This window comes from Variovorax sp. V116, from assembly GCF_041154435.1.
GTDB classification, from domain to species: domain Bacteria; phylum Pseudomonadota; class Gammaproteobacteria; order Burkholderiales; family Burkholderiaceae_C; genus Variovorax; species Variovorax paradoxus.
This window is the reverse complement of sequence record NZ_AP028661.1, coordinates 5,009,779-5,032,668: the sequence shown is the minus strand read 5'-3', so window position 1 is coordinate 5,032,668 and position 22,890 is coordinate 5,009,779. Positions and strand designations below refer to the sequence as shown.

The 22,890-nt window shown below is 68.7% G+C and carries 24 protein-coding genes, 1 tRNA gene and 2 pseudogenes; 13 read left to right on the top strand and 14 right to left on the bottom strand.

The features are described 5' to 3' along the window. Positions 1–6: 6 nt before the first annotated feature. Positions 7–1,281, bottom strand: coding sequence for an efflux RND transporter periplasmic adaptor subunit (locus tag ACAM58_RS24035; RefSeq protein WP_015867591.1), 1,275 nt, complete (start codon positions 1,279–1,281; stop codon positions 7–9). Positions 1,282–1,457: 176 nt separating this feature from the next. On the opposite strand from ACAM58_RS24035, the gene ACAM58_RS24030 reads away from it, so the two are divergent. From ACAM58_RS24030 to ACAM58_RS24015, 4 genes and pseudogenes are all read left to right on the top strand, one after another. After that, the gene (locus ACAM58_RS24030) at positions 1,458–2,138 is read left to right on the top strand and encodes a TetR family transcriptional regulator (protein WP_015867590.1); all 681 of its coding nucleotides are present in this window, start codon (positions 1,458–1,460) and stop codon (positions 2,136–2,138) included. Between the two features lie 43 nt (positions 2,139–2,181). Then, a tRNA-Arg gene (locus ACAM58_RS24025) sits at positions 2,182–2,256 on the top strand. Between the two features lie 240 nt (positions 2,257–2,496). Beyond that, positions 2,497–2,622: pseudogene (locus tag ACAM58_RS24020) on the top strand (hypothetical protein); the annotation flags it as partial. 175 nt (positions 2,623–2,797) lie between these two features. After that, on the top strand, positions 2,798–2,887 hold the full coding sequence (locus tag ACAM58_RS24015; protein WP_369664512.1) for an IS3 family transposase: 90 nt from the start codon (positions 2,798–2,800) through the stop codon (positions 2,885–2,887). Positions 2,888–3,017: 130 nt separating this feature from the next. Here ACAM58_RS24015 and ACAM58_RS24010 read toward each other — a convergent pair whose 3' ends face one another. After that, the gene (locus ACAM58_RS24010; RefSeq protein WP_307595564.1) at positions 3,018–3,347 is read right to left on the bottom strand and encodes a helix-turn-helix domain-containing protein; all 330 of its coding nucleotides are present in this window, start codon (positions 3,345–3,347) and stop codon (positions 3,018–3,020) included. A gap of 188 nt (positions 3,348–3,535) precedes the next feature. Here ACAM58_RS24010 and ACAM58_RS24005 point away from each other — a divergent pair, with 188 nt between their 5' ends. Next, positions 3,536–4,108, top strand: coding sequence for a helix-turn-helix domain-containing protein (locus tag ACAM58_RS24005; RefSeq protein ID WP_062364282.1), 573 nt, complete (start codon positions 3,536–3,538; stop codon positions 4,106–4,108). Between the two features lie 222 nt (positions 4,109–4,330). Here the strand turns inward: ACAM58_RS24005 and ACAM58_RS24000 are convergent, their stop codons facing one another. Continuing rightward, positions 4,331–5,233 (bottom strand): LysR family transcriptional regulator, encoded by a 903-nt coding sequence (locus ACAM58_RS24000; RefSeq protein ID WP_015867588.1) that lies wholly within the window; start codon positions 5,231–5,233, stop codon positions 4,331–4,333. 104 nt (positions 5,234–5,337) lie between these two features. Here ACAM58_RS24000 and ACAM58_RS23995 point away from each other — a divergent pair, with 104 nt between their 5' ends. Both ACAM58_RS23995 and ACAM58_RS23990 read left to right on the top strand, forming a co-directional pair. Next, complete coding sequence (locus ACAM58_RS23995) at positions 5,338–5,970, top strand: FMN-dependent NADH-azoreductase (protein ID WP_278876590.1); 633 nt, start codon at positions 5,338–5,340, stop codon at positions 5,968–5,970. A 54-nt stretch (positions 5,971–6,024) separates the two neighbouring features. Then, positions 6,025–6,756 (top strand): glutathione S-transferase, encoded by a 732-nt coding sequence (locus tag ACAM58_RS23990; protein ID WP_369663692.1) that lies wholly within the window; start codon positions 6,025–6,027, stop codon positions 6,754–6,756. Between the two features lie 30 nt (positions 6,757–6,786). On the opposite strand, the gene ACAM58_RS23985 is transcribed toward ACAM58_RS23990, so the two are convergent. The 5 genes and pseudogenes from ACAM58_RS23985 to ACAM58_RS23965 form a co-directional block, all read right to left on the bottom strand. Continuing rightward, positions 6,787–7,608, bottom strand: a complete 822-nt coding sequence (locus ACAM58_RS23985; RefSeq protein ID WP_015867585.1) for an SDR family NAD(P)-dependent oxidoreductase — start codon at positions 7,606–7,608, stop codon at positions 6,787–6,789. Continuing rightward, positions 7,605–8,390, bottom strand: a complete 786-nt coding sequence (locus ACAM58_RS23980; RefSeq protein WP_369663691.1) for a citryl-CoA lyase — start codon at positions 8,388–8,390, stop codon at positions 7,605–7,607. Before ACAM58_RS23980 ends, ACAM58_RS23985 begins: the two co-directional genes overlap by 4 nt. 17 nt (positions 8,391–8,407) lie before the next feature. Then, the gene (locus ACAM58_RS23975) at positions 8,408–8,725 is read right to left on the bottom strand and encodes a hypothetical protein (RefSeq protein ID WP_369664511.1); all 318 of its coding nucleotides are present in this window, start codon (positions 8,723–8,725) and stop codon (positions 8,408–8,410) included. Between the two features lie 171 nt (positions 8,726–8,896). Continuing rightward, positions 8,897–9,921, bottom strand: a pseudogene (locus ACAM58_RS23970) (class I adenylate-forming enzyme family protein); the annotation flags it as partial. Positions 9,922–9,958: 37 nt separating this feature from the next. After that, positions 9,959–10,951: a tripartite tricarboxylate transporter substrate binding protein gene (locus ACAM58_RS23965; RefSeq protein ID WP_278876595.1), complete on the bottom strand. Its 993-nt coding sequence runs from the start codon at positions 10,949–10,951 to the stop codon at positions 9,959–9,961. A 100-nt stretch (positions 10,952–11,051) separates the two neighbouring features. Here ACAM58_RS23965 and ACAM58_RS23960 point away from each other — a divergent pair, with 100 nt between their 5' ends. After that, positions 11,052–11,891, top strand: a complete 840-nt coding sequence (locus ACAM58_RS23960) for an IclR family transcriptional regulator (protein ID WP_026284233.1) — start codon at positions 11,052–11,054, stop codon at positions 11,889–11,891. A 9-nt stretch (positions 11,892–11,900) separates the two neighbouring features. Here ACAM58_RS23960 and rsmI read toward each other — a convergent pair whose 3' ends face one another. Then, positions 11,901–12,857 (bottom strand): 16S rRNA (cytidine(1402)-2'-O)-methyltransferase, encoded by a 957-nt coding sequence (gene rsmI / locus ACAM58_RS23955; protein ID WP_018906592.1) that lies wholly within the window; start codon positions 12,855–12,857, stop codon positions 11,901–11,903. A gap of 45 nt (positions 12,858–12,902) precedes the next feature. Between rsmI and ACAM58_RS23950 the strand changes: the two genes are divergently transcribed. The 3 genes from ACAM58_RS23950 to ACAM58_RS23940 all read left to right on the top strand — a co-directional run bounded on the left by ACAM58_RS23950 (position 12,903) and on the right by ACAM58_RS23940 (position 14,779). Beyond that, positions 12,903–13,274 carry a YraN family protein gene (locus ACAM58_RS23950; protein WP_015867579.1) on the top strand — a complete coding sequence of 124 codons (372 nt, stop codon included), beginning with the start codon at positions 12,903–12,905 and terminating at the stop codon, positions 13,272–13,274. An 87-nt stretch (positions 13,275–13,361) separates the two neighbouring features. Then, positions 13,362–14,006 (top strand): SIS domain-containing protein, encoded by a 645-nt coding sequence (locus tag ACAM58_RS23945; protein WP_018906593.1) that lies wholly within the window; start codon positions 13,362–13,364, stop codon positions 14,004–14,006. Continuing rightward, positions 14,003–14,779, top strand: a complete 777-nt coding sequence (locus tag ACAM58_RS23940) for a BON domain-containing protein (protein ID WP_015867577.1) — start codon at positions 14,003–14,005, stop codon at positions 14,777–14,779. Before ACAM58_RS23945 ends, ACAM58_RS23940 begins: the two co-directional genes overlap by 4 nt. A 47-nt stretch (positions 14,780–14,826) precedes the next feature. On the opposite strand, the gene ACAM58_RS23935 is transcribed toward ACAM58_RS23940, so the two are convergent. The 3 genes from ACAM58_RS23935 to ACAM58_RS23925 are packed head-to-tail and all read right to left on the bottom strand — an operon-like array spanning position 14,827 to position 17,987. Beyond that, a complete protein-coding gene (locus ACAM58_RS23935; RefSeq protein ID WP_015867576.1) occupies positions 14,827–15,735 on the bottom strand; it encodes an NAD(P)-dependent oxidoreductase in 909 nt (302 codons plus the stop codon). A 43-nt stretch (positions 15,736–15,778) separates the two neighbouring features. Next, entirely contained in the window at positions 15,779–16,915 is a 1,137-nt protein-coding gene (locus tag ACAM58_RS23930; protein ID WP_015867575.1) for a PilT/PilU family type 4a pilus ATPase, read from the bottom strand. 28 nt (positions 16,916–16,943) lie between these two features. After that, on the bottom strand, positions 16,944–17,987 hold the full coding sequence (locus tag ACAM58_RS23925) for a type IV pilus twitching motility protein PilT (RefSeq protein WP_015867574.1): 1,044 nt from the start codon (positions 17,985–17,987) through the stop codon (positions 16,944–16,946). A 51-nt stretch (positions 17,988–18,038) separates the two neighbouring features. Between ACAM58_RS23925 and ACAM58_RS23920 the strand changes: the two genes are divergently transcribed. Beyond that, positions 18,039–18,737: a YggS family pyridoxal phosphate-dependent enzyme gene (locus ACAM58_RS23920; RefSeq protein ID WP_018906594.1), complete on the top strand. Its 699-nt coding sequence runs from the start codon at positions 18,039–18,041 to the stop codon at positions 18,735–18,737. 6 nt (positions 18,738–18,743) lie between these two features. Here ACAM58_RS23920 and ACAM58_RS23915 read toward each other — a convergent pair whose 3' ends face one another. Next, positions 18,744–19,217 (bottom strand): Lrp/AsnC ligand binding domain-containing protein, encoded by a 474-nt coding sequence (locus ACAM58_RS23915; protein WP_018906595.1) that lies wholly within the window; start codon positions 19,215–19,217, stop codon positions 18,744–18,746. 88 nt (positions 19,218–19,305) lie between these two features. Between ACAM58_RS23915 and ACAM58_RS23910 the strand changes: the two genes are divergently transcribed. Next, positions 19,306–22,278: an L-glutamate gamma-semialdehyde dehydrogenase gene (locus tag ACAM58_RS23910; RefSeq protein ID WP_369663690.1), complete on the top strand. Its 2,973-nt coding sequence runs from the start codon at positions 19,306–19,308 to the stop codon at positions 22,276–22,278. Between the two features lie 22 nt (positions 22,279–22,300). Here the strand turns inward: ACAM58_RS23910 and ACAM58_RS23905 are convergent, their stop codons facing one another. After that, a complete protein-coding gene (locus ACAM58_RS23905) occupies positions 22,301–22,762 on the bottom strand; it encodes a hypothetical protein (protein ID WP_369663689.1) in 462 nt (153 codons plus the stop codon). Between the last annotated feature and the right edge of the window lie 128 nt (positions 22,763–22,890).

Sequence of the window (22,890 nt, the reverse complement as noted above, 5' to 3'; positions counted from 1 at the left end):
TCCTGATTACTTCTTCTCGGCCGGTGCGGCCGCGGGGGCGGCACCAGGAGCGGGTGCCGCGGGCGCCGGAGCCGCACTCGGGTCCGGCTTCTTCCATGGCACCGCCTTCACCGGCGTGCCGGGCGGCATCATCTGCAGCTTCTGGAAGCCGTCGACCATCACCTGCTCGCCCGCCTTCAGGCCATCGAGCACCACCCACTGGTTGTCCTTGGCGGCGCTGATCTTCACCGTGCGCTGGCTGATCTTGCCGTCGGCGCTCACCACCGACACCGTGTCGCCCTGCTGCGTGCGCGTGACCGCCTGCTGGGGAATCGTGATCGCGTTGGTGGCCTGCGCCTGCTCCAGCCGCACGCGCACGTACAGGCCGGGCAGCAGCTCGCCCTTCGGGTTGGGCACCTCGGCGCGCAGCGTGACCTGGCCGGTGGTCGAATCCACCGTCAGGTCGGAGAACAGCAGCTTGCCGGGCAGGGCGTAGTCGGTGCCGTCTTCCAGCACCACGTTCACGCTGGCGGCTTCTTCGCCGCTCGCGCGCTTGTACTGGCCGGCGGCCAGTGCGCGGCGCAGCTTCAGCACGTCGGACGCCGACTGCGTGAAGTTCACGTACATCGGGTTAATCTGCTGCACCACGGCCAGTTCGGTCGCGTCGCCCTGGCCCACCAGCGCGCCTTCGGTCACCAGCGCGCGGCCGATGCGGCCGGCAATGGGCGAAGTCACGTCGGCATAGCCCAGGTTGATCTTGGCCGTCTGCACTGCGGCGCGGCCCGCGGCCACGTCGGCCTCGGCCGTCTTTTGCGAAGCCACGGCCGTCGCGTATTCCTGCTTGCTCACCGCGTTGGCCTCGACCAGCGGCTTGTAGCGGTCGGCCAGTGCCTTGGCCTGCACCGCGTTGGCTTCGGCACGGGCCAGCGTGGCCTGCGCGTTTTGCGCGGCGGCCACCAGCGGTGCCGGGTCGATGCGGAACAGCAGCTGGCCGGCCTTCACGTCGCTGCCTTCGCGGAACTCGCGCTTCAGCAGGATGCCCGAGGCGCGGGCGCGAACCTGCGCCACGCGCGAGGCTTCGAGCCGGCCCGGCAGTTCGGTCACCAGGCCCACGTCGGTGGGCGCGGCAACCACCACGCCCACCTCAGGGGCAGGGCGGGCACCGCCGCCGCCGGCACCGCCACCCGGGCCGGCCGGCGCATCGCCCTTGGAACAGGCCGCGAGCGCCAACACCACAGCAGCGGCCACGATCGCGAGGCGCGGCGAGAACGACGATTGACGCGAAACATGCAGGAGAGGCATGCGAATCCTTTGAAGCAAAGACGGGAGATGGCGCGTTCGCGAAGCGAACAGAAAGCCAGCATAAACAGCCGGGCCATCGGGGAAGCCCGCTAGTTTACATACATTCATGGATGTATAGTGACAGTGTCGAATGGCCCTACGCCTGGGAAAGGGCTTGGCTTTACAAATTGGGAGACTTGGTGGCACGTCGTACGAAGGAAGAGGCACTGGCCACGCGGAATCGCTTGCTCGATGCCGCGGAGCTGCTGTTTCAGGCGCAAGGCGTCTCGCAGACCTCGCTGCAGCAGATTGCGCAGCAGGCCGGGGCCACGCGCGGCGCCATCTATTGGCACTTCAAGGACAAGGCCGCCCTCTTCAACGCCATGATGGAACGCGTCATCCTCCCGCTGGAGGCCGGCCCCCGCGCTGCCGCCGCAGCCGCGGGCCCCGACGACGACCCGTTGGCCGAGATAGAAGAGGGCATGGTGCACGCCCTCACCCTCATGACCACCGACCCCCAGGTGCGCCGCGTGTTCGACGTGGCCACCCACAAGGTCGAATACACCCACGACATGGCCTCGGTGCAGCAGCGCCACCTGGACGCCCGCAACGCCTGCGTGGGCGATTTCGAAAAAGCCCTGCGCCTGGCCGCGCGGCGGGACCGCATCAAGCTGCCCGTGCCCGGCCCCGCCGCCGCCCAGGGCCTGCACGCGCTGATCAGCGGGCTCATCCAGAACTGGCTGCTCGACCCCACCGCCTTCGACCTGGTGCCCACCGGCCGCCGCACCTTCCGCGTCTACCTGGCCGGCCTGGGCTTTGTGCGGAACTCCCCGGCGGGCATCGGAAACGAAGCAGGTGAAGAAGAAATCGCCGCCTGATGGGCGATAATGCGAGGCTCCGGTTCTGCCGGAGCCCAGATTCCTCGCTGTATTTCAACGGATAGAATTCGGCCCTCCGAAGGCTGAGATCCAGGTTCGATTCCTGGCGGCGGGACCAGATAGCAAAGCAAGCCGGACACTTTCAAAAGGTGTCCGGCTTTTTTGTTTTCTCGTCTGGGGAATTCTTGTCCACAAGCAAGAGAGCCTGATCGTCCTCCAAGCCAAGCCAAGCCAAGCCAAGCCGCGCCGCGCCGCGCCGATACGGCTCCTATCTGGGAGAGATCAGTCCGGCACCTGAGGATCTCATCAATCGCAGGCGGCGGTTTCGAACGAAAAGTGGCTGACCGACATCGCCGAGTTGCAGATCCCGTCCGGCAAGGCGTACCTGTCGCCGATCATCGACTGCTTCGAAGGCCCGGTCTTCAGCTGGTCTATCGGAGCGCATCCAGATGCTCGTTGGTTGATACGATCCTGGATGCAGCCATCGAGACGGCAGCCGACCGCGACACCCGGCCATCGTCACTCAGATCGCGGCGCCTACTTTCTCTTGCCGGGTTGGCCGCCGTGTATCGGAGAAGCGAAGCTCATCCGCTTAAGGTCCCGCAAGGCGTGCTCGCCCGACAACTCCGCATGTGAAGGATCTGTCGGACGGCTGAAACATCCGTTGGTACAACGAGAAGCGGATCAAGATATCCCTTGGCTCTCGCACCCCCATCAAGTACCGACCCAGTCTCGAAACTGCGACATAAAACCAGTCCAAGTTTTCATCCGCACCCCCTAGATTCAGAGCTTGGCCGCATTCAACACCCGACCCCTTGCGTCATGGCGTATCCGCCCTATCGCTATTCAGCCGATGTTATCGGGCGCCGCAATCCTCATCTACGAAGACGATTTGATATGACTTGCGAATTCGAGCAGCGACTTCCTCTGTTGGGTGTTTAGCTGACCGAACCACAGGATGAGCTTGGCGAGCTCGTCATCCGCTGCGTAAAAGTAGGGGGCTGGGACGCCAAGCTCGTCTGCCAGCCGATGCGCAAAAGAAATGCTTGGCTCGTGGATTCCGCTCTCGTAGCGCGAAATGCGTGCGCTGGCAGTACCTTCATCCAGTCCCGCCTTAACGCCAAGCTTGTCTTGTGGCAAACCTGCCGCCAATCTCGCAAGCCTCAAGCGTGCACCGAAGACTGAGCGAGGAGATGGCGTGAGAGGCACTCTACGATAGTCGTAAGTTCGCCTTTTCGAGTCTCTACGTTTTTCGTAGAATATGAACTTGCGAACTCCGCTTCAAGGCAAGTCTCTACATGCCCAATCGAGCAATTGCATCCCCGTTACCTACCGCCCGGCCTTTGCGGCTGCCAGCTTCGGTAACACGTGCCCGGTCACGGCAGCCAACGCCCGTCGTGCGCAGTCTGTCCGCGGCGCGTATCGGCGCGCAGGTGAGGGCGCTGCGCATGGCGGCCGATGTGTCTGGCGGCGAACTGGCCAAGACCTCGGGGATTTCTGCCTCGATGCTTTCTCGGATCGAGCGCGGGCTGGTCTCGCCTTCGGTGGAGACCCTGGAGCGCCTCGCGCAGGGCCTGCATGTGCCGACCTCACGCTTCTTCAGTGATCAGGCACGGCGCACTGACTTTTGCCATGTGCGTGCAGGACATGGTGTCTTGGTCGATCGCATCGGCGCCGTGGCGGACTACCGCTACGAGCTGCTGGGCCACCTGCTGTCGGGCAACCTGTTCGTCGAGCCCTACCTGGTCACATTGCTGCCCGGCGCCGATCCCTATGTGACCTTCCAGCATCCAGGCCTCAAGTTCCTGTACTTCCTGTCCGGGGAGGTCAGCTACCGCTACGGCGGCAAGTCGGTGGCGGTAGGGGCGGGGGACTCGCTGCTGTTCGATGCGACCGCACTGCACGGGATTGAGACGATCCAAGTGCAGCCGGTGTCCTACTTGTCGGTGGTGTTCACGCTGCGCGAGTGAAAGGGGAGAGCGGCGCCAATATTCTCGGAAGAGATACCTGGCGAGTTCTCGCCCCTGGGGTGCTGCCAGAACTCTGCGGCCGTGTGTGGCGGTGCGATTGTGCTCGGGCAGACCGCAGTTTGGTCGGTTGATTGCTCGCCCACGCGCCACGCGTGAAAGATGCGTTGTCGCTTCAAGCCCAACACGGCGACGATCGGTAGCTTGACCGCAATTTGATTCGACTCACGCCGTGCGCACCCGCGACTCGAACGCACCGGCATGCGCCCCGCGCCACCGAAAACAAGCCTCGCGAACGTCGTCGGCCAGCGCTGACAGAGCTTCGGAAGGAGTGCCACTTTTCCAGTGCTGAATCACAAACCGCGCCGCCGGCAGCACCGGCAAAAAGCTTCCCGGCGGAATGGAGCGCAGGCCAGACGGCATGCCCGAAGGCGTCAGCACGGTGATGGCCAAACCGGCGGCTGCAGCCGCCACCAATGCGCCAGAACTCTGCGCAGTAAGGACGATCTGCCAGTGGGTCGTGCCATGCCCGGCCAGCGAGGCGAGCGCGGCTTCGCGGAACGGGCAGGGCTCCGACAGGAACGCGAGCGGCACGGGCGCCTCGGGGTCGAGCAGCGCCTTTGCCGAAAAGGCCCAGACCAGCGGCTCCATCCAGAGCGTTTCGGTGTCGCTGCCGGCGTCGCAGACCGTGCCGACCATCAGGTCGAGCGAGTGCTGCCGCACCTGTTTGGCCAGCATCGTGCTGATGCCGCAGCTGATTTCCACATGCACGTCGGGCCTGCGCTCGCGAAAGCCCGCGAGCGCGCCGAACAGCCATTCGCTGGGAAAGCCCTCCGAGCATCCGAGGCGCAGCGTGGCCGGCGCATGGCGCGGCGCCGCAAGCCGCGAGACCGCCTGCTGCTGCAGCTTGAGGATGCTCCTCGCATAGCTCAGCAGCACGCTGCCCTGGGCCGTGAGCTGCAGCGAGCGGGTGGTGCGATCGAAGACGCGGCAGCCCAGCTGCTCTTCGAGCCGCCGGATCTGCGCACTCACGGCCGATTGCGTCAGGTGCATGGCGTCGGCCGCGCGGGTCACGCTGCCGTGGTCGGCCACCGAGACGAAGGCGCGCAGCTGTTGGGAGTCGAGCATGGGTTTCAGTGAAATTCGTTCTGAATGGATGCAAATTATGTTGCTTGTGTGCAGGGTCCGTGCTGCCTAGCCTCGGCGTTCCGAACCACTCACCCCTGCACGCCATGAAAGAACTGCTCTACATCGAGACCTCGCCCAGGAAGACGCGCTCCGCCAGCATCGAAGTGGCCGGCGCCTTCATCAATGAAGTGACGCGCATCCACCCGGACTGCCATGTCACCACGCTGAACCCCTGGACCATGCAGCTGCCCGAGCTGTCGCAGGACATGCTCGATGCCAAGTACGCCGGCATCAACGGCGTGCCGTTGACCGGCGCCCAGCAAACGGCCTGGGACGAGGTCCGCCGCATCGCCGCGCCGTTCCACGTTGTGGACCACATCGTGCTGGCGATGCCGTTGTGGAACTTCGGCATTCCCTACAAGCTGAAGCACCTGATCGACGTGGTGTCGCACAAGGACGTGCTGTTCCGCTTCGACGCCTCGGGCCTGTCGGGCATGCTGCAGACGCGGCGCGCGACAGTGGTGTGCGCAAGGGGCCTGGACTACCCCCTGGGCAAGGACGGCTCCGCGCACGCGCTCGACTTCCAGCTGCCCTACATCGAGACCTGGCTGCGCTTCATCGGCGTGCGCGAGGTGCGCTCCGTGGTGGTGGAGAAAACGCTGATGGGCCCGGAGGTCGATGCCGGCGCCAGGGCCGAGGCCAGGCGCCGCGCGGTGGAGCTTGCCGAGGGGCTCTGAGGGCCCAAGAGCGCGGCGGTTGCAGGGGCATGCGGAGCCTGACACCATGGCCCCATGACCACCTATCAACTCCACTACTGGCCCACCATCCAGGGCCGCGGGGAATTCGTGCGGCTCGCGCTCGAGGCGGCCGGCGCGGACTATGTCGACGTGGCGCGGCTGCCCGAGTCGAAGGGCGGCGGCGGGTCCGCACTGGGCGACCGGCTCGACGATCCCGACATCGTCCGCCCCTCCTTCGCGCCGCCGTTCCTGATCGACGGCGACATCGTCGTGGGACAGACCGCGGCCATCCTGCTGTACCTCGGGCCGCGGCTCGGGCTTTCGGGCGTCGGCGAATCCGACGGCCTCTGGACGCACCAGCTGCAACTCACCATTGCCGACGTGGTGGCCGAGGCGCACGACACGCACCACCCGATCTCCACCGGCGCCTACTACGAAGACCAGCGCGATGCGGCCGTGCAGCGCGCGCGGGCCTTCCGCGAAGAGCGGATACCCAAGTACCTGAACTGGTTCGAGCGCGTGCTGCAGCGCAACCCCGCGGGGCCGTCGCACCTTGTGGGCGATGTGCTGACCTATGCCGACCTGTCGCTGTTCCAGCTGGTGGACGGCCTGCGCTACGCCTTCCCGAAAGCCGCGGCCCGGGCGCTGGCCGCCACGCCCGCGGTCGAGAAGCTGCACGACAACATCCGGCGCCGCCAGCGCGTGCACGACTACCTGCAAAGCCCGCGCCGTATCGCGTTCAACGAGGACGGGATCTTCAGGCGGTATGCGGAGCTGGATGGCTGAGGCCTGCGCATCGGCAGGCATGCCATGGGGCTACACGAACTTGCCGGTGATGCCGCCATCCACCAGCAACTCGGTGCCGGTCACATAGGCGGCCGCATCCGACGCCAGGAACGCGCAGGCATGGGCCACGTCCCAGGCCGTGCCCATGCGGCCCACGGGCACCTGCCGCGCGCGGGCTGCCTTGGCCTCTTCCAGGCTGGTGTCCGAGAACATCTTCGCCACCGTGGTGGCGATGCGCGGCGTGTCGATCAGCCCTGGCACGACGGTGTTGGCACGCACGCCCTGGGCTGCATATTGCTGCGCCACCATGCGCGTGAACTGCGTGACCGCGGCCTTGGTCACGCCGTAGGCCAGGTGCGGATAGCCCAGGTAGCGCATGCCCGCGATCGACGAGATGGCGACGATGGCGCCGCGCCCGCGCTCGACCATGCCGGGCAGCACCTGCCGGGTGGCCAGGAGCAGGCTGCGCACGTTCACTGCGTGGATGCGGTCGAAGTCCTCGGCGCTGGTTTCCATGGGTCCGCCGGTCTTGCCGATGCCCACGTTGTGGTGCAGCACGTCGACCGTGCCGAAGCGCTCGCGTGCTTCGCCAAAGAGCCGAACCACGTCGGCTTCGTCCGCCGCATCGCCGACGAAGGTCTCGGCCGTGCCGCCTTCGGCTCGGATCAGCGCAGTGGTTTCCTCGGCGGAGGCGGCGTCGCGGTCCGCCACGCACACGTGCGCGCCGAGCCGGGCGTAGGTGACGCTCGACGCCCGACCGATGCTCCAGCCCGGTCCCGCCGAGCCCGCGCCCAGCACGAAGACGACCCGACCCGACAGGTCCAGTGGCAGCGCAGGAGGAGTGAAGCTCATGCGTCATCCTTCCCGCTCGCGCCGAGGAACGGAATCGCGTGCTCGACGGTGTCCCAGATGAAGCGGCCCGACGGACTCTGCTGCTCCTCCACGATGTGCGCCACCAGCCCGGCGGCGCGCGAGATCACGGCAAAGCCGCGCATCACGCCGGTGGGCACGCCGATCTCGCCCAGCAGCGCGGCCACCGCGCCGGTCGCGTTGATGGTGATGGGGCGTCCGGCCACGGCGTCCACCGCGGCGGACAGGCGCTCCAGCGCCCGCACCTTGTGGCCGGCCAGCTCGGGCTCGGCGCGCGCCATGTCGAGCAGCTTGTAGGCGCGCGGGTCCACCGGCTTGTGCAGGTGGTGGCCGAAGCCGGGCACCGGGCTCTTGAGGCCTTTGTAGTGGCGCGCGATGGCCATCGCCTCGGCATCCGGGTCGGCGGCGGCGCCGATGCGGTCGAGCAGGCCGGCGCAGTTCTCCATGGTCCCGACGAACGAGCTGCCCACGGCCAGCAGCCCGGCCGAGACGGCACCCTGCAGGTTCTCGGGCGCGCTCATGTAGATCAGGCGCGTGGCGATGGCGCTGGGCGTGAGGCCGTGCTCCATCAGCACCACCAGCACCGCATCGGTGATGCGCAGGTCCACGCCGCGCGGCGTGCGGTTGAGGATCTGCATCAGCATCACCTCGGTGAAGGTCTTCTTGCCGAGCAGGTCTTCGACCAGGTCGGCGTCGCGGTAGTGCAGGCTCGTGAGCGTGTGGGTGCACAGGCGGGTGACGGGAGTGGCGGAGGAGGAAGTCATCGCGTGGTTTCTTTCGTTCAGGATGTGGCGGCGGCCGCCATGGCGAGTTCGCGCACGGCGCTCTTGAGCACCTTGCCCACGGGCGAGCGCGGCAGGGCCTCGTGGAAATGGATGTGCTTGGGCGTCTGCACCGGGCCCAGGCGTTCGCGCACGAAGGCAATCAGCTCGGCTTCGGTGGCGTGGCGGCCGGGGCGCAGCTGCACGGCGGCCTGCACCGCCTCGCCCCACTTGTCGTCGGGAATGCCGAACACGGCGCATTCGTGCACGGCGGGGTGCTGGCCCAGCGCGTTCTCCACGTCCACCGGGTACACGTTGAAGCCGCCCGTGATGACCATGTCCTTCAGCCGGTCCTTCAGGTAGAGGTAGCCGCGCTCGTCGACGAGGCCGCGGTCGCCGGTGTGCAGCCAGCCGTCCACCAGCGTCTCGGCGGTCTTGTCGGGCAGGCGCCAGTAGCCGGCCATCAGCAGGTCGCCGCGCGCCACCACTTCGCCGACCTCGCCCGCGGGCAGCAGCCGGCCGTCCGGCGCCATGATGGCCACATCGCTGAACCACGCGGTGCGGCCCACGGCGGCCCAGTTGCGCTCGTCCTCGAAGTCTTCGGGGCGCATCACCGTGAGGATCTGGGGCGCCTCGGTCTGGCCGTAGGTGGTGCCCAGCACCGGGCCGAAGAATTCCCGCACCTCGCGGATCTTTTCCGAAGGCATCGGCGCGCCGCCGTAGATCAGCCGGCGCAGGTGCGGAAAGTCGGCGCGCGACACGCCCGGCAGCGCCATCAGCATGTACACCAGCGTGGGCGCATGAAGCATGTCGTGCCGCCGCGTTCGCGGAAGGCCGTGCGCACGGCCTCGGCGCCGGCCGCGGGCAGCACCACGTGGCAGCCGCCCTGCGCCAGGATGGGCAGCACGTAGGTCGAGGTGCCGTGCGTGATTGGCGCCGCCACCACATAGCGCTCGTGCTCGTCGAAGCCCCAGGCGTGGATCTGGTTGGCGATGTTAGCGAGCCATGCGCGGTAGGGCTGCATCACGCCCTTGGGCGCGCCGGTGGTGCCGCCGGTGAATTTGATCGCCTGCGTGGCGTCCAGCGGCAGCGCGAAGGAAGGGCGCGGCGCGCCTGCATGCCGGGTCACCAGCGCCGCGATGGTGGCTTCGTGCTGCGGCGCCGTGCCGGTGTGGATGCGCGCGCCGGGCGCACCGTCGAGCAGCGCGGCGCAGGCCGCGTCGAGCACGAGGATCGAAGGTTCGGTGGCATCGACGATGCGGCGGATCTCGGGCCGCGTGCTCTGCGGATTCAGCGGCACCCAAACCTTGCCGCAGGCCAGCACCGCGAGCAGCGCGGCAATGTGCTCCGCGCTGTTCTTCGCGCAGATGGCGACGCGGCTTTGCGGCGCGGGGTCGAGCGCGACCAGCGCGGCCGCCAGCGCCGCCACCTGGGCAGCAAGTTCCTGGTAGCGGATGGCGCCCTCGGGGGCGTCGATGGCAATGTTGTCGGGCCAGCGCACCGCGGCGCGCCAGAAGAAGTCGATCGGAAACATGGGTGGGTGTGCTCCTTGCAGGCTCTGGTGGTCGCTGTCAGTCGGCCTTGGCGCCGGATGCCTTCACGACGTCGCGCCAGCGCTTGATCTCGGCCGCGGCAAAGCTGCGCATCTGCTCGGGCGTGCCGGGTTCGGGGGTGGCGGCCAGCTCCTGCAGGCGCTGGCGCACATCGGGCGCGGCCAGCACCTTGCCGAGCGCAGTATTCAGGCGGTCGATCACGGCGCGCGGTGTGCCCGCGGGGGCCGCCAAGCCGAACCACGACTGCACGTCGAAGCCCGGATAGCCCGACTCGGCCAGCGTGGGCACGTCGGGCAGCAGCGGCGAACGCCGGGCGCTGGTGATGGCAATGGCGCGCAGGCGCCCGCCCTGCACGTGCGGCAGGGCCGACGGCGTGTTGTCGAACATCGACTGCACCTGGCCGCCCAGCAGGTCGGTGATGGCGGGCGCGCTGCCGCGGTAGGGCACGTGCAGCATGTTGAGCCCGGCCTGCATCTTGAACATCTCGCCCGACAGGTGGATGGACGAGCCGCTGCCGGACGACGCGAAGGTGATGCCCTCTTTCGACTCCTTGGCAAAGCGCACGTAGTCGGCCACGTTCTTCACGGGCAACGACGGGTTCACCACGAGGATGTTGGGAATCTTGGCGATCAGGCCGACGGGCTCGAAGTCCTTGACCGGGTCGTAGCCGAGCTTGCCGTAGAGTGAGGCATTGATGGTGTTCGCGATGGTGTAGACGTAGAGCGTGTAGCCGTCGGCGGGCGCGCGGGCCACGTACTCGGCGCCCACGTTGCTGTTGGCGCCCGTTCGGTTGTCCACCAGCAGGGGCTGGCCGAGCTGCTCGCCCAGCTTGATGGCGACGAGGCGCGCGATCACGTCGGTGGCGCCGCCGGCGGCATAGCCGACCACGAGCTTCACGGGCTTGGACGGCCAGGGGGTGGCGGGCTGCGCCTGCAGGGGCAGCGCGGCGCTGCAGGCGAGGGCGGCGGCGAATGCCAGCCAATGCCGGCGGGGTGCGGAATACGAGCTCACTTCTTGTCTCCAGTTGGGTATGCAATGCCTGTCGCGGGCTGCGTCCTGCCGTGCTGCGGCACACTGCGCGATGGCTCCGTCGACCGAGAAATTCTTTCGCATGCCTTCCCGAACCGTGAATAAGAACGTCCGCCAGGCGGACGTTTCGGCCCGCGCCGCGGCCGCGCGCATCTCCAGCGCAGAGCCCGGCGACGACCCCGGCAGCCGCACGCTGCGGCGCGGCCTGCAGTTGCTGGACGCGGTGCTGGCCAGCGGCCGCGAAGGCCTGCGCGTGGTCGACCTGTGCCGCGCAGCGGGGCTGGAGCGCGCCACGGTGCACCGCCTGCTGGCCACGCTGGTGGAGAGCGGCTATGCCGCGCAGCGCGGGCGCTTTCGCTATGTGGCGGGGCCGCGGCTCGCGGCCATGGCGCAACCGGCCGGCATGCCCAACATGGCGGTGCGCCTGCGTCCGGTGCTGGAGCGCGTGAGTGCGGCCTGCGGCGATGCGGCTTTCGCGATCGTGCGCGAAGGCCCGGCGTCGCATTGCATCGCGCGCCATGTGGGCACGCATCCGGTGCAGATCCTCGTGATCCAGGTGGGCACGCGCCAGCCGCTGGGTGTGGGCGCGGCGGGCCTGGCGCTGCTGTCGGCGCTGCCCGACGACGAGGTCCATGCCGCCGTCGCCGCCAATGCGCGTGTGCTGGGCCGCTACGGCGGCATGACGCCCGAGCGCATGGCGCTGCTGGTGCGCGCCACGCGTGAGCGCGGCTGGTCGGTCATCGGCAACCATGCCACCGATGGCGTGCTGGCCGTGGGCATGGCGGTGCGCAACAGCGAAGGCGAGCCTGTGGCCGCGATCAGCGTGGCGTCGACCCTGGACCGCATGCCGCGCGAGCGCCAGCAGCTGATCGCGCGCTGGATGCGCGAGGCACTGGCCGCGCTGCTGCCGGGCGGGCTTTGAGGCTGGCGGCTACGCGCCGCTCTCGTCGTCTTCGTTGCCGTCGTCGTTGCGAATGCGCAGCGCCGCTTCATACAGCGCATTGCGCGGCGCCCCGCTGATCTCGGCCGCAAGCCGCACAGCAGTCTTCACGGGCAGCTCGGCCAGCAGCAGGCGCAGCACGCGTTCGCCTTCGGCGCCGTCGTCGGCGGCCGCGGCCACGGGGTGCAGCACCAGCGCGAATTCGCCGCGCGTGCGGTCGCGGCCGGCTGCGAACCAGCCCGGCAGCTCGGCGGCGGCGACGGTCGCGATCTCCTCGAACTGCTTGGTGAGCTCGCGGCCGACGGTGATGCGGCGCTCGCCCAGCGTCGCCAGCGCGCGGGCCACGGCTTCGATGCGGTGCGGCGCTTCCAGCAGTACCACGGCGCGCCGCTCCTGTGCGAGCGCCTGCACGGCCGCGTCGCGCTCGCCGGCCTTGGTCGGCAGGAAGCCCGCGAACACGAAGGCGCTGCTTTCGCCGCCCGCCGCCACGAGGCCGGCGGCGCCGACCAGCGTGGTGACGCTGCTCGCGCCCGGCAGCGGCAGCACGCGCTGGCCGGCACCGCGCACGGCTGCGACCAGCCGCGCGCCCGGGTCGCTCACGCCGGGCGTGCCGGCATCGCTCACGTAAGCGATGCGCTCGCCCTGCGCGAGCCGCGCGACCACGGCCTGCGCGGCCTCGGCCTCGTTGTGCTGGTGCACGGCCAGGAGCTGGGCATTCGGCCGGTCGATGCCGTAGGCGCGCAGCAGGCTCTGCGTGTGGCGCGTGTCCTCGCAGGCGACCGCATCGACCAGCTGCAGCACGTGCAGCGCGCGCAGCGTGATGTCGGCCAGGTTGCCGATGGGCGTGGCCACCACGTAGAGCGTGCCCTGCGGATAATGCTGTGCACCCGAGGCATCGCGCGCGGCCGAAAGGGCGGCGCCGAAGGAAGCGGGTGCTAGTGAAGCCAAGAAGTTTCTCCGTAGGAACAAAAAAGAAGCGGGCAGGGAGCCAGCATGAAGACCATCACGACCAAGCATCGCGGCGATGCGGCGGAAGACGCCGCGCTCGACCACCTCCAATGCGCCGGCCTGGCGCTGGTAGCGCGCAATTATCGAACGCCCGGGCGCGGCGGCGGCGAGATCGACCTGATCATGCGCGATCCGCGCGACGCCACGCTGGTGTTCGTGGAGGTGCGCCAGCGCAGCAGCGGCACCCACGGCGGCGCCGGCGGCAGCATCACGGGGCTCAAGCAGCGGCGCATCGTGTTTGCGGCGCGGCACTACCTGAACGGGCTGCGCACGCTGCCGCCCTGCCGTTTCGACGTGGTGCTGGTCGAGGAGCGCATCACCTGGCTGCAGGGCGCGTTCGACGCGGGCGGGAACTGAAAGCGCGCCGCGGGCTCCACCCACACATTCATCCTCCCATCCATCGCAAACGTCTTGTTTCAACGCCCCCCGGTATCATCGCGCCCCATGCTCGAGCAACGGATTCAGCAACACTTCATCGACAGCGCCGACCTCAAGTACCAGGCCGGCCCCATCCTCAGCAAACCCATTTCGCAGGCCATGCAGGCGATCCTGGCCTGCGTGACCAGCGGCGGCAAGGTGCTGGCCTGCGGCGCGGGCGTCTCGGGCCTGCTGGCGGCGCAGTTCGCGGCGCAGTTCGTCGGCCGCTTCGAGCGCGAGCGCCCCGAGCTCGGCGCCATCGCGCTGCCCGGCGATCCCACCGACCCGTCGGCCGACAGCGCCGCTGCCACCGACGCCGACCGTTTTGCCCGCCAGGTGCGCGCGCTCGGCCAGGCCGGCGACGTGCTGCTGGCGCTGAGCGCGAGCGGCCAGTCGGCGGCCGTGCTGGCCGCGGTGCTGGCTGCGCACGAGCGCGACATGACGGTGGTGGCGCTGCTGGGCAACGCCAGCGCGGGCCAGCCGGCCTCGCCCGGCGCGGGCAGCAGCGGAACCGGTGGCGCCATCGGCCGCGCGCTGCGCGAAACGGACGTCCAGATCGGCGTGTCGCACGAACGTGCGGCGCGTATCCACGAAATCCACCTGCTCGCGCTGCATTGCCTGTGCGACGGCGTGGATGCCCAGCTACTCGGAGAACAGGAAGCTTCCACATGACGACAACGACACCGTTCCAGCGCTTCGCCATTGCACTTGCCTCGGGAACCGTCCTGGTTGCCGGGCTTTCGGCCTGCGTGCCGCTCGTGGTCGGAGGGGCCGCGGCGGTGGGCGTGGGCATGGTGGCCACCGACCGCCGCAGCTCCGGCGCGCAGCTCGACGACCAGGGCATCGAGCTGCGCGCAGCGGCCCGCGTGCGCGAGATCGCCAACGACAACATGTACGTGAGCGTCACCAGCTTCAACCGCCAGGTGCTGCTGACCGGCGCCGTGGGCAGCGACGCCGACCGCCGCCGCGTCGAGGACCTGGTGCAGCGCGTGGACAACGTGCGCTCGGTGGTCAACGAGCTCACCGTCGGCCCGCCCAGCACCTTCCAGGACCGCTCGAACGACCTGTTCATCAGCGGCAAGGTCAAGGCCTCGCTGCTCGATGCCAAGGACATCTTCGCCAACTCGTTCAAGGTGGTGACCGAGCGCGGCGTGGTCTACCTGATGGGCATTGCGACGCGCCGCGAGACCGACCGCGCGACCGAAATCGCACGCGGCATCTCGGGCGTGCAGAAGGTGGTGCGCGTGGTCGAGGTGGTGAGCGAAGCCGAGCTGGCCAGCCAGGCGCAGCAGGCGCAGCGCGGCGGCACCGGATCGCCTGCACCGGCACCCGCGCCGTCGTCGGCGCCCGGGTCTTCTTCGTCGTCGTCGCGCGTGCCGCTGCCGCCGATGGAGCCGCTGCCGCCGGCCCAGCCCGGCGGCGCCACGGCCACGCCGGTGCGCTGACCCCGCAAAAAACAAAGCCCGCTTCGCGCGGGCTTTGTTTTTTGTTTTTACTTGAGCCGGATGATCAGGCTCGACGTGTCCCAGCGCCGCCCGCCGGCCTGCTGCACGTCGGCGTAGAACTGGTCGACCAGCGCCGTCACGGGCACGCGCGCGCCGTTGCGCTTGGCCTCGTCGAGCACCAGGCCCAGGTCCTTGCGCATCCAGTCGACCGCAAAGCCGTAGTCGAACTTGCCGTCGATCATGGTCTTGCCGCGGTTGTCCATCTGCCAGCTCTGGGCGGCGCCCTTGCCGATCACCTCGAGCACCAGCTTCATGTCCAAGCCCGCGCGCTGGCCGAAGGCAATGGCTTCGGACAGGCCCTGCACCAGGCCCGCGATGGCGATCTGGTTCACCATCTTGGCGAGCTGGCCGGCGCCGCTCGCGCCCAGCAGCGTGACGGCGCGCGCGAAGGCCTCCATCACCGGCTTGACGCGCTCGAAGCTCGCCTTGTCGCCGCCGCACATCACGGTGAGCGCGCCGTTCTGCGCGCCGGCCTGGCCGCCGGACACCGGCGCGTCGATGAACTGCAGGCCGGCTGCCGCCGCCGCGTTCGCGAGCTCGCGCGCCACGTCGGCCGAGGCGGTGGTGTGGTCGACCAGCACGCTGCCTTTCTTCATGCCGGCAAAGGCGCCGTTCGGGCCCAGCACCACGGCGCGCAGGTCGTCGTCGTTGCCCACGCAGCTGAAGACGATGTCGGCGCCCGCGGCCGCTTCGCGCGGGGTAGCGGCGTGGCGGCCGGGCGCACCGAATTCGGCGACCCAGGCCTCGGCCTTGGCCGGCGTGCGGTTGTAGACCGTGACCTTGTGGCCGGCCTTGGCCAGGTGCCCGGCCATCGGGCCGCCCATGACGCCAAGGCCCAGGAAGGCCACCGTCTGGGAGGGAGTGGATTCGTAGGTTCGGGGATTGATGCTGCTCATGGGCGAGAGCTTAAAGCCAACGCGAAGCCCCCGTCACCTGCGTCTAAACGATCGCGAAGTGCTCGGTGCCGGCCGAGAGGTCGGTGCTGCGCGCGCGCTGGCTGTTGAGCTTGATCTGCAGCCGCAGGTCGTTGGCCGAATCGGCGTTGCGGATGGCGTCCTCGAAGGTGATCGAGTGGCTTTCGAACAGGTCGAACAGCGCCTGGTCGAAGGTCTGCATGCCGAGGTTGCGGCTTTTGCGCATGATCTCCTTGATCTCGCCCACCTCGCCCTTGAAGATCAGGTCGGAAATGAGCGGCGTGTTCAGCAGCACTTCCACCGCCGCCACGCGGCCCTGGCCGTCCTCGGTGGGCACCAGGCGCTGGGAGATCAGCGAGCGCAGGTTCAGCGACAGGTCCATCAACAGTTGCGCGCGACGCTCTTCGGGGAAGAAGTTGATGATCCGGTCCAGCGCCTGGTTGGCGCTGTTGGCGTGCAGCGTGGCCATGCACAGGTGGCCGGTCTCGGCAAAGGCCACGGCGTGCTCCATGGTCTCGCGGTCGCGGATTTCGCCCATCAGGATCACGTCGGGCGCCTGGCGCAGCGTGTTCTTGAGCGCGGCTTCCCAGCTGTCGGTGTCGATGCCCACTTCGCGCTGCGTGACCACGCAGTTCTTGTGCGGATGCACGAATTCGACCGGGTCCTCCACCGTCACGATGTGGCCGTAGGAATTTTCGTTGCGCCAGTCGATCATGGCCGCCAGCGTGGTCGACTTGCCCGAGCCCGTGGCGCCCACCAGGATGGTGAGGCCGCGCTTGGTCATCGACACGTCCTTCAGGATCTGCGGCATGCCCAGGCCGTCGATGGTCGGCAGCTTGGCCGGAATGGTCCGCAGCACCATGCCGACCTTGCCCTGCTGCACGAAGGCGTTCACGCGGAAGCGGCCGATGCCGGTCGGCGAGATCGCGAAGTTGCATTCCTTGGTGCGCTCGAACTCCGCCGTCTGGCGGTCGTTCATGACCGAGCGCGTGAGCGCCAGCGTGTGCTGCGCCCCCAGCGCCTGCTGCGACACCTTGGTGACCTTGCCGTCGACCTTGATCGCGGGCGGAAAGTCCGCGGTGATGAACAAGTCGCTGCCGTTGCGGCTCACCATGAGCTTGAGCAGGTCGTTGATGAACTGGCTGGCTTGATCGCGTTCCATGATGTGTCGGTGCTCCGAAGGGCTGGGATCAGCCAGGGAAATTTTCGGGGATCTTGGCCTTGCCGCGCGCCTCGGCGGCCGAAATGGCATTGCGGCGCACGAGGTCGGTCAGGTTCTGGTCCAGCGTCTGCATGCCCGCGCCCTGGCCGGTCTGGATGGCCGAATACATCTGCGCCACCTTGGCCTCGCGGATCAGGTTGCGGATGGCCGGCGTGCCCAGCATGATCTCGTGCGCCGCCACGCGGCCCTGGCCGTCCTTGGTCTTGCACAGCGTCTGCGAGATCACGGCCTGCAAGGATTCGGACAGCATGGCGCGGATCATTTCCTTTTCCTCGCCCGGGAACACGTCGATGATCCGGTCGATGGTCTTGGCGGCCGACGAGGTGTGCAGCGTGCCGAACACCAGGTGGCCCGTTTCGGCCGCGGTCATGGCCAGGCGAATGGTTTCCAGGTCGCGCAGCTCGCCCACCAGGATGGCGTCCGGGTCTTCGCGCAGCGCCGAGCGCAGCGCGTTGGAGAACGACAGCGTCATCGGCCCGACCTCGCGCTGGTTGATCAGGCACTTCTTGGATTCGTGCACGAATTCGATCGGGTCTTCCACCGTGAGGATGTGGCCATACTCGTTTTCGTTCAGGTAGTTGACCATCGCGGCCAAGGTGGTCGACTTGCCCGAGCCGGTGGGCCCGGTCACCAGCACCAGCCCGCGCGGCTTGAGCGCCAGTTCCGCGAAAATCTTGGGCGCGTTGAGCTGCTCCAGCGTGAGGATCTTCGAGGGAATGGTCCGGAACACCGCCGCCGCGCCGCGCGCCTGGTTGAAGGCATTCACGCGGAAGCGCGCGAGGCCGTCGATCTCGAACGAGAAGTCGACCTCCAGGAATTCTTCATAGTGCTTGCGGTGCGTGTCGCTCATGATGTCGTACACCATGGCGTGCACCGACTTGTGGTCGAGCGCATCGACGTTGATGCGCCGCACGTCGCCGTGGACGCGGATCATCGGCGGCAGGCCGGCCGACAAGTGCAGGTCGGAGGCTTTGTTCTTGACGCTGAATGCCAGCAGCTGGGTAATGTCCACGGGGGTCCTCGGCTCGAGTTCGGTGACGTTTTGATACGATTTTGGAAGATTATGACGATGATTGGCGACGACCTCCAGCAAGTAAAGAACCGGATCGCAAAGGCCTGTGCCGAACATGGGCGCAACCCGGCCGAAGTCCGGCTGCTGGCGGTGTCCAAGACCTTCGGGCCCGAGGCCGTGCGCGAGGCCCATGCGGCGGGCCAGCGGGCCTTCGGCGAGAACTACGTGCAGGAGGGGCTGGACAAGATCTCCGCGCTGTCGGACCTGCGCGCGGAGCTCGAATGGCACTGCATCGGCCCTCTGCAGAGCAACAAGACGCGGCCCGTGGCCGAGCATTTCGACTGGGTGCACGGCATCGACCGGATCAAGATCGCCGAGCGCCTTTCGGCGCAGCGGCCGGCGCATCTGCTGCCGCTCCAGGTGTGCCTGCAGGTCAATGTGGACGGCGGCGCCAACAAGTCCGGCGTGCCGCCCGAAGAGGCGCTGCCGCTCGCGCGTGCTGTGGCGGCATTGCCACATTTGCGGCTGCGCGGGCTCATGGCCATTCCAGAACCGGCGCCGGATTTCGCCGCGCAGCGCGAACTGTGCCTGCGCGCCCGGGCGGTGTACGACGCGATGCGTGACGCCGGCATCGAACTCGACACCCTGTCGCTCGGCATGAGCGCCGACTTGGAAGCGGCCGTGAGCGCCGGCAGCACGATGGTGCGCATCGGCACCGCCATCTTCGGCGGCCGGCCCAAGGCCGCCTGACGGGCGCTAGACGGCCAGCGGCAGCCGCGCGCTGCTCTTGATTTCTTCCATCACCGCGTAGGTGCGGGTTTCGCGCACGCCCGGCAGTTGCCACAGCACCGTGCCCGCGAATTCGCGGTAGGCCGCCATGTCGGCCATGCGGGTCTTGAGCAGGTAGTCGAAGCCGCCCGCAACCATGTGGCATTCCATGATCTCGTCGCGCACCTGCACCGCGGCCTTGAACTGCTCGAACACGTTGGGCGTGGTGCGGTCGAGCAGGATCTCGACGAACACCGTGAGCCCGCGCCCGAGCTTGTGCGGATCGAGCCGCGCCTCGTAGCCCTGGATGAAACCCTCGCGCGTGAGCCGCTGCACCCGCGCCAGCACGGCGGTGGGCGAGAGCGCCACCAACTCGGCCAGCTTGAGGTTGGTGATGCGGCCGTCTTCCTGAAGAATCTTCAGCAGCCGAAGGTCGATGCGATCCAGATCCAGGTCGAGCATTGGTGAATTATCCGGCCGGCTCCGTATTTTTTGGCAAAAGATTCGGTCTATATCCAAAGACTATAGGGGATAGAACCAAGGAACTGCCATGCACCTGCCCATCCCTTACCGCCCTGAAGCCGATGTCGTCTCGCACCGGCTTGCCTCGCTCGAAGGCGCGCTCGACTGGCGCGCCGCGGCTGCCGCCGCCACGCCCTGGGTGGAGGCGGTGCGCCGCCATCCGCCGCCGTTCTGGGCCATGGAAAGCCTGCTGCGCGAATACCCGATCTCCAGCGCCGAGGGCCTTGCGCTGATGCGCCTGGCCGAGGCGCTGCTTCGCGTGCCCGACGCCGCCACGGCCATCGCGCTCACGGCCGACCAGTTGGGCCGGGCCGATTTCGAGGGCACGGCCGATTCCACGCTGTCGCGGCTGTCGTCCGCCGCCATCGCGATGTCGAAGAAATTCCTGCCCGAAGGCGACCATCCGCCCGGCCTCATGGCCAAGCTCGGCTCCCGCACGGTGGTGGCCGCCACTTTGCGCGCGGTGCAGTTGCTGGGGCGCCAGTTCGTGCTCGGACAGACCATCGCCGAGGCCATGGACGAGGCCCGCTCGGCGCACCGCCGGCAGGGCGCGCTGCGCTTCAGCTACGACATGCTCGGCGAAGGCGCGCGCACCGATGCCGATGCGCTGCGCTACCTCGAGAGCTACACGCAAGCCATCGGCGCCATTGCGGCCGGTGCCGATGCGGCGCGCGGGCCCGAGCACAACGACGGCATCTCCATCAAGCTCAGCGCGCTGCATCCGCGCTACGAGGACGCGCAGCGCGAGCGCGTGATGCGCGAGCTGGTGCCGCGCGTGTGGCAGCTGTGCGAACTGGCGGCCGATGCCGGCCTCAACCTCACCATCGATGCCGAAGAGGTCGACCGGCTCGAGCTGTCGCTCGACGTGTTCGAGGCGCTGGCCGCGCGCGTGGCCGCCGAACGGCCGCAATGGCGCGGCTTCGGCCTGGCGCTGCAGGCCTACCAGACACGCGCGCTCGAACTGATTGCGCACGTCACGGCGGTGGCGCGCCGGCACAAGCTGCGGCTGATGTGCCGCCTCGTGAAGGGCGCCTACTGGGACGCCGAGATCAAGCGGGCCCAGGAGCTCGGCCTGCCGCACTACCCGGTCTTCACGCACAAGCACCACAGCGACGTCAGCTACCTGGCCTGCGCGCGCGCGCTGCTGTCGGCGCCCGATGCGGTCTATCCGCAGTTCGCCACCCACAACGCGGGCACCATCGCGGCCATCCTGCAGATGGCCGAGGCGGCCGGTGCGCCCTTCGAGCTGCAGCGCCTGCATGGCATGGGCGAGGGCGTCTACCGCGAAGTGATGAAGAGCACCGACGCGCCGGTGCGCGTGTACGCCCCGGTGGGCCAGCACAAGGACCTGCTCGCCTACCTCGTGCGGCGCCTGCTCGAAAACGGCGCCAACTCCTCGTTCGTGAACCAGCTCGGCGACGAGCAGGTGGACATCGGCGAGCTGCTGATGTCGCCGCTCTGGCTCGAAGAGGCGAACCCCGCCCTGCCGCTGCCGCCCGCGCTCTACGGCCCGGCGCCGGCACGGCGCAACAGCGAAGGCATCGACCTTGCCGTCGAGCCGATGCGCGCGCCCTTGCTCGCGGCGCTGGAGACCACCGCGGTGCCCCATGTCGAACTGTTCGATGCCGCGAGCGCGCCCAAGGCCGTGGCCGCCAGCGCCGCCGCTTTCCGCAGCTGGCGCAAGACGCCGGTCGAGGCGCGCGCCGCCATGCTGCGCCAGGCCGCCGACGCGCTGCAGCGCGAGCTGCCGCGCTTCTGCGCGCTGTTGGTCAAGGAGGCCTTCAAGACCTGGGGCGACGCGGTGGCCGAAGTGCGCGAAGCTGTCGACTTCCTGCGCTACTACGCCGACGAGGCCGAACGCATCATGCAGCCCGTGGCGCTGCCCGGCCCGACGGGCGAGAGCAACGAACTGCGGCTCACGGCGCGCGGTCCCTGGGTGTGCATCAGCCCGTGGAATTTTCCGCTCGCGATCTTCGCGGGCCAGGTGGCGGCCGCGCTCGCCACCGGCAATACGGTGCTGGCCAAGCCGGCCGAACAGACCCCGGCGATCGCGCTCGAAGCCGTGAAGCTGCTGCATGCCGCGGGCGTGCCGGCCGATGCGCTGCAGCTGCTGCACGGGCCCGGCGAAACCGTGGGCGCCGCGCTGGTGGCGGCGCCGGGCGTGGCGGGCGTGGTGTTCACCGGTTCGACCCAGGTGGCGCGCATCATCCACCGCGCGCTTGCCGCCAAGGACGGCCCGATCGTGCCGCTGATCGCCGAGACCGGCGGCATCAACGCGATGCTGGTCGATTCGAGCGCGCTGCCCGAGCAGGTGGTCGACGCCGTGGTGCAGAGCGCATTCCGTTCGGCCGGCCAGCGCTGCTCGGCCTTGCGCCTCCTGGTGCTGCACGAGGGCATCGCCGATGCGGTGATCGAGATGATCCGCGGCGCGGCCGGGGAGCTGGCCGCCGGCGACCCGGCGCTGCTTTCGACCGACGTGGGGCCGGTGATCGACGGCGAGGCGGCCGACAACATCCGGCGCCATCTGAAGCGCCTGGATTCGGAGGCGAAGCGGCTGCTCGCGCCGGCTTCTTCTTCAGCCGAAGGCAACCTGATCGCGCCGCAGGCCTACGAGGTGCCCTCGATCGACAGCGTGACCAGCGAGATCTTCGGGCCGGTGCTGCAGATCGCGCGCTGGGGCCAGGGCGCGCTGAGCGATCCCGCCGAGGTGATCGATCGCATCAACGCGCTCGGCTACGGCCTCACGCTCGGCATCCAGACCCGCATCGACTCGCGCGCGCAGGCGCTCGCGGCGCGGGCGCACGTGGGCAACATCTACGTGAACCGCAACATCATCGGCGCGGTGGTCGGCGTGCAGCCCTTCGGCGGCGAGGGGCTGAGCGGCACCGGCCCCAAGGCCGGCGGGCCGCACTACCTTTACCGCTTCTGTGCCGAGCAGACGGTCACGGTCAACACCACGGCAGCCGGCGGCAACGCGGCGCTGCTGAGCGCGGTGGCCTGAGGGCGCCGTTCGTCTTCTTTCCTCAACGCAGGGAATGGCCGTCTTCTTCGGCGCGTGCGGAAGATGACCGGCTGTTGAACTGGTCGATCAGCGCGCCGTAGGCCGGGCTGGTGCGCAGCCGCGCATATTCGGCGGCCGCCTGCCGGTAGGCGGGGCTCGACGGATCGGCGCCCGCTTCGCCGTTCTGCCGCGCGGCCAGGCCCGAGCGGATCCACAGCTGCGTGTCCGCCGCCACGGCCGCGCGGCTGTTGGGCGACACCCGCGGCTCGGGCTGCGGCGAACCTTCGGCATAGCCTTGCGTGGGCGCGGTAGCGAGCCACTGCCGCGCGTCGGCCGAGACGGCGGCGCGCGTGGTGGAGGAGGCGAACGGAACGGGCCGCGGATCGCCCTCCGCATAGTTGCCGGCAAGGCTCGGCGCGGCGGCCAGGCCCAGCAGCGACGAGACGGCGGCCGTGGCCAGGAGGCGGGTGCAAGAGCGGGTCATGGAATCGGTCCTTTCGATCGGTGGTTGGCAGCCCCCACTCTAGGAACCGCAGCTCGGGGGCCGATGACCCGGCGATGACCGTTTTGTCATGTTCGGCCAAACCTCTCTTGCATAACCGCCATCGCGGC

Excerpts from the sequence above, each read along its gene's own strand:
- ACAM58_RS24035 (WP_015867591.1), bottom strand. The coding sequence starts at position 1,281 with ATGCCTCTCCTGCATGTTTCGCGTCAATCGTCGTTCTCGCCGCGCCTC.
- ACAM58_RS24000 (WP_015867588.1), bottom strand. The coding sequence starts at position 5,233 with ATGCTCGACTCCCAACAGCTGCGCGCCTTCGTCTCGGTGGCCGACCAC.
- ACAM58_RS23995 (WP_278876590.1), top strand. The coding sequence starts at position 5,338 with ATGAAAGAACTGCTCTACATCGAGACCTCGCCCAGGAAGACGCGCTCC.
- ACAM58_RS23990 (WP_369663692.1), top strand. The coding sequence starts at position 6,025 with ATGACCACCTATCAACTCCACTACTGGCCCACCATCCAGGGCCGCGGG.
- ACAM58_RS23985 (WP_015867585.1), bottom strand. The coding sequence starts at position 7,608 with ATGAGCTTCACTCCTCCTGCGCTGCCACTGGACCTGTCGGGTCGGGTC.
- ACAM58_RS23980 (WP_369663691.1), bottom strand. The coding sequence starts at position 8,390 with ATGACTTCCTCCTCCGCCACTCCCGTCACCCGCCTGTGCACCCACACG.
- ACAM58_RS23975 (WP_369664511.1), bottom strand. The coding sequence starts at position 8,725 with ATGGTCATCACGGGCGGCTTCAACGTGTACCCGGTGGACGTGGAGAAC.
- ACAM58_RS23960 (WP_026284233.1), top strand. The coding sequence starts at position 11,052 with ATGCCTTCCCGAACCGTGAATAAGAACGTCCGCCAGGCGGACGTTTCG.
- ACAM58_RS23950 (WP_015867579.1), top strand. The coding sequence starts at position 12,903 with ATGAAGACCATCACGACCAAGCATCGCGGCGATGCGGCGGAAGACGCC.
- ACAM58_RS23945 (WP_018906593.1), top strand. The coding sequence starts at position 13,362 with ATGCTCGAGCAACGGATTCAGCAACACTTCATCGACAGCGCCGACCTC.
- ACAM58_RS23940 (WP_015867577.1), top strand. The coding sequence starts at position 14,003 with ATGACGACAACGACACCGTTCCAGCGCTTCGCCATTGCACTTGCCTCG.
- ACAM58_RS23935 (WP_015867576.1), bottom strand. The coding sequence starts at position 15,735 with ATGAGCAGCATCAATCCCCGAACCTACGAATCCACTCCCTCCCAGACG.
- ACAM58_RS23930 (WP_015867575.1), bottom strand. The coding sequence starts at position 16,915 with ATGGAACGCGATCAAGCCAGCCAGTTCATCAACGACCTGCTCAAGCTC.
- ACAM58_RS23920 (WP_018906594.1), top strand. The coding sequence starts at position 18,039 with ATGACGATGATTGGCGACGACCTCCAGCAAGTAAAGAACCGGATCGCA.
- ACAM58_RS23915 (WP_018906595.1), bottom strand. The coding sequence starts at position 19,217 with ATGCTCGACCTGGATCTGGATCGCATCGACCTTCGGCTGCTGAAGATT.
- ACAM58_RS23910 (WP_369663690.1), top strand. The coding sequence starts at position 19,306 with ATGCACCTGCCCATCCCTTACCGCCCTGAAGCCGATGTCGTCTCGCAC.
- ACAM58_RS23905 (WP_369663689.1), bottom strand. The coding sequence starts at position 22,762 with ATGACCCGCTCTTGCACCCGCCTCCTGGCCACGGCCGCCGTCTCGTCG.